Below are 14743 nucleotides of genomic sequence, written 5' to 3' on the forward strand. Positions count from 1 at the left end.
CACCGAGGAGGCAGATGGAGCGACGGTCACGCCTGGGAGGGGCCCCCCTGCGGGGGCGCGGATCTCGGCTCGCAGGCACGCTGATCGCTGCGTGCCTCATCGCCGCGTGCCTGCAGTACGTCACCGGGTGGAACGTGCCCGCGTCGGCCGCGCCTGCGATCGAGGTGTCGCAGAGCATCCCGGCCCAGACGCTCATCGGCCGTGAGACCTCGGTCGAGCTGACCTTCACCAACCCGGGCGACGACACCGCCTACAACCTCGGCTTCTTCGTCCGGCTGCCGCCCGGCGTGTCGGTCTCCTCGTCGGACCAGTCGCCGTCCCAGGTCATCACCGAGACGAACGCCGCGGGTGACGTGGTCGCCACGGTGGTGGCGTGGGAGAACATCGTCGACATCGTGCCCGGTGGCCGGTTCCGGTTCCGGTACTCCCTGGCGCACGACCAGGGGGACGGCCCGGACCTGTGGGCGGTCGGGGAGACGATCGACACGGACGTGGAGGCGTTCGTCAACGACCAGGACGCCGTGGTTCCACAGATCGACGCCTCGACCGGCGGCGACCCGGTCACCGTCGTGGTCACCGACTTCACCCAGACCGGCTCGGCCGGCGGATCGACGACCCTCGTGCCGCTGCTGCTCACGAAGTCCGAGCCCTCCACCGAGGGCGAGCTGCTGCGTGGCGTGCACGACCACCAGACCGTGTACACCGTCGAGGTCGAGACCGGCTCCGCGGAGTCCGGCGTCGCGATCGAGCAGGTGGATGACTGGATCCCCGCGGGCCTGGAGTTTCTCGGCTGCGGCGACGAGGACAACTCGCTGACCGAGGAGTACCCGGGCTCGGGCCCACTGAACCCGGGCAACGCACCGGCCCTCCCCGGAGGCTGCGTCGAGCCGACGCTGGTGGAGACCGTCGCGAGCGGGCTCCCTCCAGGCCTGCCCGCCGGGGTGTACACGCACGTCGTGTGGGACATCGGCACCGCCGTGCCACCGGACACCATCATCCGACGCTCGTACGTCGCCGGCATCCCGCAGCGGGAGAACACCCTGCAGTGGCCCAACGGCGAGCCCACACCGGAGTCGGGCAACCAGGGGTCCAACCTCGACAACAACACCGGCCCGTTCACGACGCAGGTCGGTGAGGGGACGTCGTACACCAACAGCATCCGGCTGGACACCGTCTTCGAGGGCACCTCGACCACCGTCGAGGACTCCGAGACCGTGCAGGCGGTCGACCTGTCGGTGCACAAGTTCGTCGACAGCCCCCAGATCGACCAGGGAGCGGTCTCGAGCTGGCAGCTCTACCTCGAGACCTCGGAGTACGTCGTGGACGGCGGCGTCGCGGGCCTCACCCTGGTCGATGTCGCGCCCGACGGCGTCTGCCCGATCGGCAGCGCCAACCCGCGGTGCACGGTGACGCAGCCGGACCCGGTGCCGCCCTACACCGCCACCACCTACAACGTGCCCGGTCCCGGGCAGACCACCCTCGAGTGGGACCTGACTGAGACCTTCGGCCCGTCGGAGACGTTCATCGTCAGCTTCGCCACCGAGGCGCTGACGTCGTACGCGAACGGCGCGCCGGTGTCGGCCAACGACACCTGGACCAACACCGTCGACCTGGCGGCGGACGTCACCACCTTCGGGTCGGAGGGTCCGGACGAGCCGGCCGGGTTCGACACCAACGAGGTCGTCGACGACTCCGCCGCCGAGCAGTCGGGTTCTGGCGTGTCGTTCCGCAAGGACGTCGGTCGGGCCCCGGACGGTGAGGAGTGCGGGGACGGCGCGGATGTCGACTGGAACCCCGACAGCGTCGCCAGCACCGGTCCGGGGGACCGGGTCTGCTTCCGGCTGACCGCCGATCCCCCCGACGGGCTGGACACGATCGAAGCCACGATGACCGACTTCCTGCCCCCTGGTCTGCGATACGAGGACCCGCCCGGGGCCGTGCCCGGACCGGACAACGAGGTCCCGCCCGACAACGTCGAGCCGGCCGACGTCTCCGGCACGCCGGCCACCGGACAGCGGATCGACTGGACGCTGCTCCCACCCAACTCGGTAGAGCCGGCGCAGACCGCCCAGGTGGTGTTCGGAGCGGTGCTCGACGGCGGCGTGCCACCGGATCTGATCGAGTCCGGGGGCACGCTCACGAACAGCGCCCGCGTCCAGTACCAGAACACCAGCGGCGAGATCTTCGTGGTCCCCGACGATGCGGTCGTCGAGCTCACCGAGGCGCACCTCGACCTGGTCAAGGGGATCGCCGAGACCGACCCGGGCACCACCTTCGACCCGCCGGCCGACACCGTCACCAACGTCGCTGGTGGCACCCAGGTCACCTATGCCCTCGAGGTGACCAACGACGGCACCAGCGACGCGGTCGACATCGAGGTGCGTGACCTGCTGCCAGTCGACGACCAGGGCCTCGGGGGGCTGGACGCCGACTGCGACAGCCAGGTCAGTGACATCAGCAGCGGCGGTGGGTGCTCCGGCAACGACATCGTCTGGACCGGGCTCACGATCCCCGCGGGGGAGACGATCACGCTGTCCTACGTGTGGACCATGCCCAACCCGGTCCCGGTCGCCGTCAGCTGGACCAACCAGGCGGGAGTCGTCGAGTACCACTCGACCACCAACACCGGCGCCGACTTCGAGTACGTCCCGCGCGACAACATCGACCCGAGCCGCAACCCCGACGCCAACACCGACCCGGCGCGCGACGACGCCCACGTGTTCTCGCCGGGCATCGCGCTCACCAAGACGCGAGTGACGTCCGTCCCCCCGCCGAACGGCACCGAACCGGGCAACGCGCGGACGAACCAGGCGACGATCGGTGAGGTGATCTCCTTCACCGTCGAGGGCCGCCAGTCGGCCAACACCACGGCCACCGACTACGTGCTGACCGACAACCTCGCCGACCGTGGTCTGCGACTCCTGCCGGCCACGGTGCAGGTGCAGACCGCGGAAGTAGCCGTCGGTGCCCCCTGCGCCTACGCCGACCCTCCCATCACGCCCACCCCGGGCGGCCCCCTGATCGTGGCCGGGGACCTCATCACCTACACCATCGACGAGGTGGTCCTGGGTAGCCAGGACGGGTGCGCGGTCCTGAGGTTCGACGCCGTCGTCGAGGACGTGCCGTCCGGTGGCGGTGAGCCGTTGAACCGCCGCCCGGGGTTCGTGCGCAACGTGGCACAGCTGAGCTTCGACATCGACACGGGAGCTGGCACGGCCACCCGCACGGTCAGCCGGCAGGTCGACACCCAGCTGGTGGAGCCGAACATCGCGATCGACAAGCGAGCCTCGACCACGGAGACCGTGCTGCCCGGCACCGAGGTCGGCTACCAGCTCGTCGTCACCAACCTGTCCGGCACCCAGGTGTCCACCGCCCACGACCTGACCGTGACCGACGACTTTAGCGGCTCCGCCGTTGCCGAGATCGTCGACAACCCCGACGGCGGCACCGTCGCAGGCGACACCATCACCTGGACGCTCCCGCCCGACCCCGACGGCGATGGCCGACCCGGCCTGGCCCCCGGCGCGTCGTTCACGCTCGGCTACACCGTGCGGCTCGAGGACGACCTCCAGGCCGGCGCCACCCTGACCAACACCGCCCGGGTCACGACCAGCTCGCTGCAAGGCGCCCAGGACGGCGAACGCTCCGCGGCCTCGCCGTGCTCGCCCGCCGGCTGCCCGGGCTACGTCGCGACCGACTCCGCCTCGATCACGGTCGGCGGGCCGTCCATCGCCAAGAGCGTCGAACCCGTCCTGCACACCATCGGCGACCAGGCGACCTACACCGTCGAGCTCTTCTTCCCCGCCCACCTCGACTTCGGGCCCGACGTGGTCACGTTCACCGACGACCTCTCCGGCGGTGCGACGACCTTCCTGGAGACCGTGACGGCCACCTGCACCGGATGCAGCGACGCCGAGCGCGCGCAGTACGCGACACCTGAGGAGAACGGCACCGCCGGCACCGACACCCCGCGCTGGGACCTCGCCGTCCTCGACGCAAGCGACGTGCCGCGGCGCGTGTTCATCACCTACCGCGTCCGGGTCGAGGACGACCCGGCACTCGGGGCGGGTGACAGCCTGACCAACACCGCCACCCTCGACTACACCAACGACACCCTGACCGACGACGCGACCATCGACATCGCCGAGCCGGACGTGTCGATGGTCAAGCGGGTGCAGACCGCGGCGGACGGAGGCTTCGAGCAGACGACACCGACCACGCCCAAGCTCGGGGTCCGTGGTGGCACGGTCACCTATGAGGTGGCAGTGACCAACGACGGCGACTGGACGGCGTACGACGTGGAGGTCGTCGACGAGCCGGACAGCGTGAGCTCGGGCGGCAGCTGCACCGGCGACGCCCGGCTGACCGTGGCGAGCGTGACCAGCGGTCCGGGCTGGGAGGCCACCGACCGGACCCTGGGGCCGGGTGACGCGTGCCTGGGCTTCCTGGTCCCGGCGCTGCTGCCCGGCGACACCATCCGGATCACCTACCAGCTGCTGGTGCCGCCTGACTTCCCCCGCTCGGAGCTCATCGCGGGTCCCGAGTTCGTCAACGTCGCGGAGGTCACGGACTTCCACGGGCTGGTCGCCGCCGACCGCGAGGGCAACCCGGACGTGCGCGACTACCTGGGGCCCGACGACCCCCCGATCACCGACGAGGGGCACGTGGACCTGGCCGGAGGTGTCCTCGGCGACCTGGTGTGGCTCGACGTCGACGAAGACGGACTCGGACCCGACACCGGCGACTCCGACGAGCCGGGGATCCCGGGCGTGAGGGTGACGATCGAAGGACCCGGCGGACGCACACTGACCCGCGTCACCGCTGCCGACGGACGCTGGTCGACCGACGACCCGGACATCGCCTCGGACTGGCTGCCCCCGGGTGCCTACACCATCACCGTGGCCCCGCCGGCCGGGCTGGCCAACACCGCCGACCCCGACGGGGGCAACGATTCCACGGCGCAAACGCAGCTCGCCGACAACGAGGTCGACCTCACCCAGGACTTCGGCTACACCGGTACCCGCAGCCTCGGGGACACCGTGTGGCTGGACCTCGATGCCGACGGCTCCCAGCAAGCCGGCGAGCCGGGCATCCCCGGGGTCGACCTCGAGATCACGTGGGTCGGCTTCGACGACGAGTTCGGCACCGACGATGACGTCGACCTCGGCACGGTGACCACGGGGCCGGCCGGTGGATACCTGGTCACCGGGCTGCCGCCGGGCCGGACCCGCGTCGTCGTCGACCCCGGGAGCCTGCCCGTGGGCGTCGTGCCGACGTACGACCTCGACGGCGGCACCGACGATCCCGACGGACGAGCCGTCCGGGACCTGGGGCCCGCGGAGGACGCCGACGACGTCGACTTCGGGTACGCCGGCACCGCCAGCGTCGGCGACCGGGTGTGGTTCGACAGCAACGGCGACGGCGTCCAGGACCTCCTCGAGCCGGGCCTCGCGGGCGTCGACCTGGACGTCGTCTGGGCCGGCTTCGACGGCGACCTCGACACCGCCGACGACATCCCGGTGTCCCGGACCACCGATGCCGACGGGTTGTACCTCGTGCGGAACCTCCCGGCGGGACAGGTGCGCGTCACGGTCGTCTCCGCGACCCTCGCGCCGGGCACGAGCCAGACCTTCGACCCGGACGGCACGCTGGACGACGAGACGACCAGGGTGCTCGTCACCGGTCTCGATGACCGCGGGGCGGACTTCGGCTACCGCGGCATCCACGAGATCGGCGACCTGGTCTGGCTCGACGTCGACGCCGACGGGCTCGGCCCCGACACGGGTGACCCGGCCGAACCAGGGGTGCCGGGCCAGCGCGTGACGGTGCTGTGGGCGGGTGCCGACGGCGACTTCGGCACGGCCGACGACGTGGCGCTCCCGGCCGGGAGGACCGGCGCCGATGGCCGCTGGTCGGTCACCGGGGTCCCGGACGGCGAGGTCAGGGTGGCGCTCGCCGGTGCTCCTGCGACCACCCTGGCCGTCACCGCCGACCCCGACAGCACGCTGGACGGCACCACCGACCGCACCATCACCGGCGACGACCTCGACATCGACTTCGGCCTCGCCGGCACCGGGTCGGTGGGCGACCTGGTGTGGGTCGACCTCGACGCCGACGGCGTACCAGAGGCAGGCGAGCCGCCGATCCCGGGCGTCGGGCTGCGCGTCACCTGGGCCGGCTTCGACGGCGACCTCGGCACGGCCGACGACGTCGGCTTCGGGACGGTCACGACCGGCACCGGTGGCCTGTACGTGGCCCGGAACCTGCCGCCCGGCGGCGTGCGCGTGACCGTCGACCGAGCCACGGTCCCGGCCGGGCTCGTCCCCACCTTCGACCTCGACGGGGGACTGGACCAGACCGCAGACCGGACACTCGCCCGGGGCGAGGACGCCCGCGACGTCGACTTCGGCTATCGCGGCACCGGCAGGGCCGGCGACCGGGTGTGGTGGGACCTCGACGCCGACGGCGTCCAGGACGAGGACGAGCCCGGGCTCCCGGGCACGCGGTTGACGCTGCGCTGGGCCGGGTCGGACGGCGTCCTGGGCAACGCCGACGACGGCCAGCTGGTGCAGGTCACCGACGCCTCCGGCGGTTACCTGTTCACCGGACTGCCGGCCGGGGAGTTCCGGGTCGCCGTCGCCACCGACACCCTCCGCGCAGGCATGGCCCAGACCTTCGACCCCGACGGCACCCGCGACTCCGCCGCGTCGTTCACCCTTGCCATCGGAGCCACCAACCTCGACCTCGACTTCGGGTACGCCGGCGGACTCGCCGTGGGAGATCTCGTGTGGGGCGACGTCAACCGTGACGAGGCGCGTCAGCGGTCCGAGCCCGCCCTCGGTGACGTAGGTGTGACCGTCACCTACCTGGGGCCTGACGGTGCCGTGGGTGGTGGCGACGACGTCGCGCTGGCCACCAGGACCACCCCGTCCGGCGGATCGTTCACGCCACGACAGGGCCGCCGGGTCCGCGCGGCGTTCACCGGTGGCGAGCCCCGACCGGGAGAGCCGTTCTACCTGGTGCCCGGCCTGGTGCCCGGCGCGTACCTCGTGGAGCTCGACCCCACGACCCTGCCGGACCGGACGACTCCCTTGTCCGACCGCGACGGCGGGGACCCGGCCGAGACCCTGGTCCGGCTGACGACCGAGCCGGTGACCGATGCCGACTTCGGCGTGTTCCGCAACGTCGCCCCCGAGGTGGCGCCGGCCGAGGCGGTCCTCGTCGACTGCGACGATGGTGTCACCCTCGATCCGATCGAGGGGGTCACGGACGCCAACGGTGACGAGCTCCGGCTCGTCCCCGGTTCGGTGCAGGCACCGAACGGCGTCGACGTGACGATCACCGACTCCGGCGACCTGCTGGTCGAGGCGCTGGCTGCCACCGACGTCACGATCAGCTGGCAGGTCACCGACGACCGGGGCGGAACCGTCACCGTGACGCGCGACGTGCAGGTCACGGGCGAGTGCGAGGCTCTGCCGGACACGGGGGCTCTCCCGGACACGGGGAGCACCGTCCGCCCGTGGTGGATCCTGCTCGGGCTGGGACTCGTGCTGGCGGGGCTTGCGATGCTGCTGGCCCGACGTCGCTCCTGACCGGTCACTCTCGCGGCACCTGGCGCACTCAGCTGTGGTCGGCGTCCGCCGTGAGCACGGCCGCGGCGAGGCTGTGGTCGATGTGGGCGGCCATCAGCTCGGCCGCGGCAGCGGCGTCCCCGTCCACGACGAGCCGGACGAGCTCGTGGTGCTCCTCGAAGTCGCGGGTGCGGTCCTCCCCGCCCGGTGGCAGCTGCAGCCCGACGCGCCGGTAGCGGTCCGACTTGTCCCAGAGGTCGTCGAGCATGCGGACGACGACGTCGTTGTGCGAGGCGGAGTAGAGGGCGCGGTGGACGTCGCGGTGCGCGGCGAGCGCCGTCTCGCCCCACTTCCGGGTGACGGGCTTGAGCCGCTTGAGCGCCGCCTGCATCCGTACGACGTCCTCGTCCGTGCGGCGCTCGGCGGCCAGCGCGACGGCTGCCGGCTCGAGGGCACGCCGGGCCTCGAGCAGCTGCCGGGCCTCGTGGAGGTCGAGCTCGGCGACGCGGGCGTTGCGGTGGGTGTCGAGCCGGATCCAGCCCTCCCCGCTGAGTCGTCGTACGGCCTCGCGGAGCGGCGTGATGCTGATGCCCAGCTCGGCGGCGAGCTCGTACTGCGCGAGGGGCGAGCCGGCCTCGAGCGAGCCGTCGAGGATCTGCTGGCGGATGCGCGCGTAGGCGACGTCGGCCTTGCTGGTGAAGAGGGGATCGGCCACGCGCTGATCTTATAAGACCGATTCGCGAGTAGTGGCGGCGTGTGCGTAGGGTGCAGATCTCGCATCTTATAAGAACTGGGAGCCATGCCATGAGGATCGTCTCCGCCCACGAGGGCGTCATCCCGATCAGCTCGTCGATGAGCAACGCCTTCATCGACTTCTCGACGATGGACTGCTCGGTCCTCGCGCTGGTGAGCGACGTCCTGGTCGACGGCGAGCCGGTCGTCGGCTACGGCTTCAACTCCAACGGCCGCTACTCCGCGGGCGAGATCCTGCGCCGCCGCATCCTGCCGCGACTCCTCGAGGCCGACCCCGAGAGCCTCCTCGACGAGACGGGCGGCCTGTCGCCGAGCGCGGCCTGGGACGTGATGATGCGCAACGAGAAGCCCGGCGGCCACGGGGAGCGGTCGGTCGCCGTCGGCGTCGTCGACATGGCGCTGCACGACCTCGCGGCCAAGGTCGCGGGCGTGCCGCTGCACCGCTGGATCGCCGAGCACTACGGCGACGGCGGGTCCGACGAGTCGGTGTTCGTCTACGCCGCGGGCGGCTACTACGCGCCCGGCAAGACGCTGGGCGACCTGCGGGACGAGATGCGCCGCTTCCTCGACGCGGGCTACGAGGTGGTCAAGATGAAGATCGGCGGAGCTGACCTGGCCGAGGACCTGCGTCGCATCGAAGCCGTGATCGAGGTGCTGGGCGGCGACGGGTCGCGGCTCGCGGTGGACGTCAACGGACGCTTCGACCTCGACACCGCGCTGGCCTACGGCCGGGCGATCGACCCCTACGGGCTGTTCTGGTACGAGGAGGTCGGCGACCCGCTGGACTACCGGCTCAACGCGACCCTCGCCGAGCACTACCGCGGCCCGATCGCCACGGGGGAGAACCTGTTCTCCCTCCAGGACGCCCGCAACCTCGTCCGCTACGGCGGACTGCGGCCCGACCGCGACTGGATCCAGGTGGACCCGGCCCTGAGCTACGGCCTCGTGGAGTACCGCCGCATCCAGGACATGCTCACCCAGCACGGCTGGTCCTCGCGACGCTGCATCCCGCACGGCGGCCACCAGTTCTCCCTCCACATCGCCGCCGCCCTGCGGCTCGGCGGCAACGAGTCCTACCCGGGCGAGTTCCAGCCGACCGGCGGATTCGCCGACGACGCCGTCGTGGAGGGCGGACGGGTGCGGCTCGACGACCGCCCCGGCATCGGCTTCGAGGGCAAGGCCGCCTTCCACCGCGTGCTCCGCGACCTGCACGCGTGACCGCACGCCCAGGGACACGCCCTAGCGTGGGTCCATGCACACCCTGGTCGAGATCTGCCTGGAGGACGTCGGTGGGGCCGCGCTCGCCGCTGCGGCGGGCGCGGACGCCCTGGAGGTGTGCGCCGGGCTGGCCGACGGCGGCACGACGCCGACGCTCGGCTTCGTGCGGCACTGCGCGGCCGCGGCCCCCGGGCTCGAGATCCGGGTGCTCGTGCGCGCCCGGCCAGGCGACTTCGTCCACTCCCCGGAGGAGGTCGAGGTCATGGTCGCCGACATCGAGGCGGTGCGCGGGGCGCTCGCGGGGTCGGCGCGGCTCGGGTTCGTCGTCGGCACCCTGACACCCGACGGCGACGTCGACGCGGGTGCCGTACGACGACTCGTGGCCGCGAGCGGCGACGCACCGGTCACCTTCCACAAGGCCTTCGACTCCGTGCCGGACCAGCCGTCCGCGCTGGCGCTGTTGGCCGACCTCGGCGTCTCCCGCGTGCTGACCTCGGGCGGCCCCGGCGCGGCGCTCGACCACCTCCCGGAGCTCGCCGACCTGGTGCGCCGCGGCGGCGAGGACGTGCGCATCGCGGTCGGGGGTGGCGTACGACCGGCGAACGCAGCGCGCATCGTCGCGGAGACCGGCGCCCGCGAGGTGCACCTGCGCGCCCCGGGCACGGTCGTGGCGGCGGGGTCGTCCGCCGGCTACGACGACGGGCGTCGCAGCGTGACCAGCGCCGAGGTGCTCGCCGAGGTGATGTCAGCCCTCGGGAGATAGCCGGGCGGTGTCGCCGGGGAACAGCTCGGCGTCCGCGAGCGGGTCGACGCCGCTGACGTCGTCGAGCGGGAACATCGGGCGCCGGACCCGCCGGTGACCGAGCCGCACCAGGTCCTGGTCCACGCCGCCCGGGGTGAGCGCCAGCATCCAGTCGGCGGCCATGTCGAAGAGCTCGGGCTCGAGGTAGCCGATCTTGACCACGACGACGTCGGCGCTGCGCGGGTCCAGGCCGAGCCGGGTGAAGTCCTGCTCGAGGTGGTACGGCCGGCGCCGGCGGGTGACGATGACGTCGACCGTCGCCGTGCGCACGACGACCTCCAGGTTGTCGTCGGACGGCACGACCGCCACCACCTCGCCGGCGACCTCCACCGGCGGGGCCGGGCGGGCGTCGACCCGAGCGCCCAGCGTGAGGCGCACGTCGGCGCCGACCCCGGCCTCCGCGGCCGCCAGCGCGCCCATGGCGTCGGGGATGGAGGCGTAGATCGCGCGCCTGCCGCTCGCCGCCAGCTCCTCGCTGGCCAGCAGCTCGGTGAGCGTCCAGGTCACGTCGCCGGCGCCGCCGGCGGTGGGGTTGTCGCCGGAGTCGGACACGAAGTAGGGCGTGACGGGTGACGCGAGGGCGGCTGCCATCACCTCGTCGAACGACCCGGTCGGCGCGACGAAGCCGAACTCCTCGCGCCGCTCCCACAGGTCGCTGGCCAGCGCGGTCGCCTCGGTCATCGCCAGGTCGGCGTCGTCGCCGACGACCATCACGACCGCCCCGTTGCGCGGCTCGTCGGCCCACGGGTAGCCGATCCAGATCCCCGCGTCGAGGATCCCGTCGAGCGCCTCGATCTCCGGCACGCGGGCGTACAGGCTCGTCGCCGGCTCCTGGCGGGTGCTGGTCATCTCGCCGGGCAGCAGGATCGGCACCGGCACCCAGGCCTTCGCCGGGCGGCGACGCCCCGGCGGCAGCGCGAGCCGGTCGAGGAGGTTGCGGGCGGCCCGCTCCTTCGTCTCCTGCCAGTCGACGTGCGGCGCGGTGCGGTACGTCGTCAGCAGGTCGACCGTCTCCGCGAGGGTGCGCGACACATTGCCGTGGAGGTCCATCCCGCTGCTGATCAGGCAGGCCGGCCCCACCACGTCGCGCACGGCGACCGCCAGGTCGCCCTCCATGTCGACGAGGCCGGCGACGCTCGCGGCTCCGTGGATGTCGAGCACCACGCCGTCGAGGGGCGCGTCGGCCACGGCCGCGACGAGCCCGGCGAGGATCTCGGCCTTGAGCAGGACGTAGTCGTCGGCCGGGATGGCGCCACCCGCGATGCTGCGCGCCTGGAGGACGCCGAGCCACCGAGCACGGTCCGCCAGGGCACCGCCGGGCCGCCAGAACTCCCACGCGTCGAGCACCTCGCGGCCCCGCCGGGGGGCCAGCATCGCCGCCGTCGTGAGGGCGGGGGAGAACGTCGACGCCTCGAGGCTGATGCCGCACACAGCGACGCGCGGAAGGTGCGGAAGGACGACGTCGCTGGTCACTTCTGGATGGTGTCAGGGGCGTCCGGGAGGCCGGTCGGCAGGTCCGTTGGTCGACTGTTCACCAGTAGGTGGTCCGCGACCGGTGACGTCGGGCGATTTGTTGGTAGGGTTGGTCCTGCAACAGGTGCAAGTTCCAGCAGGTTGACGCCCGCGGAGTTTGTGATCCAACGGCGTTTCCCTCTTCGGGCCTTTCCAGCTTGTAAGTCGGAGCGACGTGTCACCGCACTTGATGCGGAGCCGTCGACGTGATGGCTTCTCGTTCCGATAACAGGAGTACCGAGCACATGGCTCAAGGCACCGTGAAGTGGTTCAACGCCGAGAAGGGTTTCGGCTTCATTGCGCAGGAGGACGGCGGCGACGACGTCTTCGTGCACTACTCGGCCATCCAGTCCAACGGCTACAAGTCGCTGGATGAGAACCAGAAGGTCGAGTTCGACGTCACCCAGGGCCCGAAGGGCCCGCAGGCGGAGAACGTCCGTCCGCTCTGATCGGCTGACGCTGGACCTGTTCCAGATCTGATCAAGAGTCTGGCTCCTCCCCCTCAGTGGGGTGGGGCCAGACTCGATTTCGGGGCACACTTGACTCATTCGGGTCATGTTGCGCCGCTTCCGGGTCGGTCAGACTTGGCTCGGACGCATAAAGTCGTGTGGCCCAACAAACAGTCGAGGACGTCAGGAGGGTGACGATGCATGACCAGTTCGACGTGACCCTCGAGGATGGTGACCTCCTCGGCGAGGTCGAGCTCACGACCACGCTGATCATCGCGGCAAGCGAGTCCGACGACCACTTGTCGCAGGAGGAGATCGACCGCCTCCTCGGGGTCACGCCCCGCAAGCCGCAGGACTGACAGCGCCGCCCTGGCTCAGCAGGTGGCGAACAGCACCGGGCCGCTCGTGAGGTCCGAGAGCACGTAGCTGCCCTCGACCGGGCGCAGGTCGAGCACCACCTCGCGCCCCTCGGCGCCGGCCCGCTCCACCGAGAACCTGTCGGCGAACTCCCCGCCCTGCCCGGGCGCCGGTCCCGCCGCCAGCCGCGCACGCGCCTCCGCGTCATCGGCGGCGTCGTCCGCGTCCTCGACCTGCAGCACCGCGCGTACGTCGCCCCCCGGCAGTACGCCCATGGCGAACCCGGTCAGCGGGTGGACCTCGCCCGCCGCCTCGACGAGCTGGTCGGCCTCGGCCTGCGCGTCCTCGTCGGCCTGCGCCATGGCGAGGTGCTCGCAGGCGTACGCGCCGTCGTAAACCGCCGCGGCCAGCGGTTCGTCCAGCGACGCGGCGAGGTCGGCCAGGTCGTCGGGCGCGCCGTCCCCCTCCAACACCTGCTCCAGGAAGGGGGCCTGGTCGGAGGTCAGCACGAGGTTGTCGTCGGCGAGCAGGGCGACGTGCTGCAGCTCGGGGGTCAGCATCGAGCCGACCCCGGCCAGCACGTCGGGACCACCGACCCACACGCCGTCCTCCTCGTCGGGCTCGGTCCAGCCCAGGTCGGCCAGGCGGTCCGCGACCGCGTCCAGGTCGACGTCGTCGTCGACCTTCAGCACGTCGACCGCTCCCGCGCCCGACTGGGCGAGCAGCTCCCACGAGACGGTGGCGGGGGAGAAGCCCAGCTCCTCCTGCATCACACCGGCTGACGTCCCGAGCGCCGACGTGGACGACAGGTCGGCGGCGAAGGCCTCGACCAGGAAGGCGTCGACCTCCTCGGCCGACGAGTCCGCGCCGACGCCGGCGTCCAGCTCGCGGCGTACGCCGTCCCAGTCGGTCCAGGAGAAGCGGGTCGCGTCGGCCGGCGCCAGCTCCATCGCCTGCTGGAGGGGCGTCGAGGGCGTGAGGGCGCGCCACACGACGATCCCGGCGGCTGCCACGACGAGCACCGCGACGACGGCCAGCGCGGCGCGGGTCCGGCCCCGGCTCCGGCCGCGGGTCCCGGCGCGCGGGACGTCACGATGTGGCACGGGGCTCCTCGCGGGTCGGGGTGGATGTGAGACTACTTCCATGGAGCCCCGCGACGTGCGCGCTGCTGGTGCCGTGGTGACCCGCAAGGGCGGCGAGGTGCTCCTGGTGCACCGGCCCAAGTACGACGACTGGTCCTTCCCCAAGGGCAAGCTCGACCGCGGGGAGCACGTGATCACCGCCGCGGTGCGCGAGGTGGCCGAGGAGACCGGGCTCGACGTGCACCTCGGGCCGGCGCTGTCGAGGCAGCGCTACCGGATGTCCAACGGCCGCTGGAAGGCCGTGGACTACTGGACCGCCCGGGTCGCCGGCAGCGACGACGTGAGCCGCTACCGCCCCAATGACGAGGTCGACGCGGTCGAGTGGGTGGACTGGAAGGACGCGCAGCAGCGGCTCACCTACTCCTACGACCGCGCCACCCTGGCCGAGGCACGCCCGCTGCGACGGCGTACCCGGGCGCTGGCGGTGCTGCGCCACGCCGAGGCGCGCTCCCGCAACGGGTGGAAGAAGGACGACCGGCGACGACCGCTGGTCCGGCTCGGGGAGACCCAGGCCCAGCGGCTCGTGCCGCTCTTGGCCGCCTTCGACGTCACGGCCGCGCACACCTCCACCAGCACCCGCTGCGTGCAGACGGTGGTGCCGTACGCCGACGTGACCGGCTGGCCGGTGAAGGTCTACGACGAGCTGAGCGAGGAGGGCGCGACCGTCGAGGGCGTCGTCGACCTCGTCGATGGGTTCCTCGACGGCGACCTCGACGCCGGCAGCGCGGTGCTGTGCACCCACCGGCCGGTGCTCCCGACCGTGCTCGACGCGCTGCAGGTGCCCGACGTCGAGCTCGAGCCCGGGTCGATGCTCGTGGTGCACCACCGCAAGGGCCGCGTCGTGGCGACCCAGCACGTGGAGCCCTGAGCGTCCCTCTATTGCTCTCGACGGCCGCTCGTCAAGCGCGCCGGGACGAGTTCATGTGATCGTCGTCTCAC

Annotated in this window: 9 protein-coding genes; 6 read left to right on the forward strand and 3 right to left on the reverse strand. The window is 72.1% G+C overall.

Going from position 1 to position 14743, the window contains the following annotated elements; translation table 11 throughout:
* Positions 1 to 14: 14 nt before the first annotated feature.
* The gene (locus JOD65_RS05625; protein ID WP_191193359.1) at positions 15 to 7592 is read left to right on the forward strand and encodes an SdrD B-like domain-containing protein; all 7578 of its coding nucleotides are present in this window, start codon (positions 15 to 17) and stop codon (positions 7590 to 7592) included.
* A gap of 28 nt (positions 7593 to 7620) precedes the next feature.
* Here JOD65_RS05625 and JOD65_RS23915 read toward each other — a convergent pair whose 3' ends face one another.
* Positions 7621 to 8286, reverse strand: a complete 666-nt coding sequence (locus tag JOD65_RS23915) for a GntR family transcriptional regulator (RefSeq protein WP_191193358.1) — start codon at positions 8284 to 8286, stop codon at positions 7621 to 7623.
* An 89-nt stretch (positions 8287 to 8375) separates the two neighbouring features.
* Between JOD65_RS23915 and JOD65_RS05635 the strand changes: the two genes are divergently transcribed.
* Both JOD65_RS05635 and JOD65_RS05640 read left to right on the forward strand, forming a co-directional pair.
* Positions 8376 to 9542: an enolase C-terminal domain-like protein gene (locus JOD65_RS05635; RefSeq protein WP_191193357.1), complete on the forward strand. Its 1167-nt coding sequence runs from the start codon at positions 8376 to 8378 to the stop codon at positions 9540 to 9542.
* A 34-nt stretch (positions 9543 to 9576) separates the two neighbouring features.
* Positions 9577 to 10305, forward strand: coding sequence for a copper homeostasis protein CutC (locus tag JOD65_RS05640; protein WP_191193356.1), 729 nt, complete (start codon positions 9577 to 9579; stop codon positions 10303 to 10305).
* Here JOD65_RS05640 and JOD65_RS23920 read toward each other — a convergent pair.
* Positions 10288 to 11817 carry a M81 family metallopeptidase gene (locus JOD65_RS23920; RefSeq protein WP_307820958.1) on the reverse strand — a complete coding sequence of 510 codons (1530 nt, stop codon included), beginning with the start codon at positions 11815 to 11817 and terminating at the stop codon, positions 10288 to 10290. The genes JOD65_RS05640 and JOD65_RS23920 overlap by 18 nt on opposite strands.
* Before the next feature lie 284 nt (positions 11818 to 12101).
* On the opposite strand from JOD65_RS23920, the gene JOD65_RS05650 reads away from it, so the two are divergent.
* Complete coding sequence (locus tag JOD65_RS05650) at positions 12102 to 12305, forward strand: cold-shock protein (RefSeq protein WP_056598399.1); 204 nt, start codon at positions 12102 to 12104, stop codon at positions 12303 to 12305.
* Positions 12306 to 12502: 197 nt separating this feature from the next.
* Positions 12503 to 12664, forward strand: a complete 162-nt coding sequence (locus JOD65_RS05655) for a hypothetical protein (protein WP_191193355.1) — start codon at positions 12503 to 12505, stop codon at positions 12662 to 12664.
* Positions 12665 to 12679: 15 nt separating this feature from the next.
* Here the strand turns inward: JOD65_RS05655 and JOD65_RS05660 are convergent, their stop codons facing one another.
* Positions 12680 to 13765 carry a hypothetical protein gene (locus tag JOD65_RS05660; RefSeq protein ID WP_191193354.1) on the reverse strand — a complete coding sequence of 362 codons (1086 nt, stop codon included), beginning with the start codon at positions 13763 to 13765 and terminating at the stop codon, positions 12680 to 12682.
* A 40-nt stretch (positions 13766 to 13805) separates the two neighbouring features.
* Between JOD65_RS05660 and JOD65_RS05665 the strand changes: the two genes are divergently transcribed.
* Positions 13806 to 14672 carry an NUDIX hydrolase gene (locus tag JOD65_RS05665; protein WP_191193353.1) on the forward strand — a complete coding sequence of 289 codons (867 nt, stop codon included), beginning with the start codon at positions 13806 to 13808 and terminating at the stop codon, positions 14670 to 14672.
* Positions 14673 to 14743 lie beyond the last annotated feature (71 nt).

This window comes from Nocardioides cavernae (assembly GCF_016907475.1).
GTDB classification, from domain to species: Bacteria; Actinomycetota; Actinomycetes; order Propionibacteriales; family Nocardioidaceae; genus Nocardioides; species Nocardioides cavernae.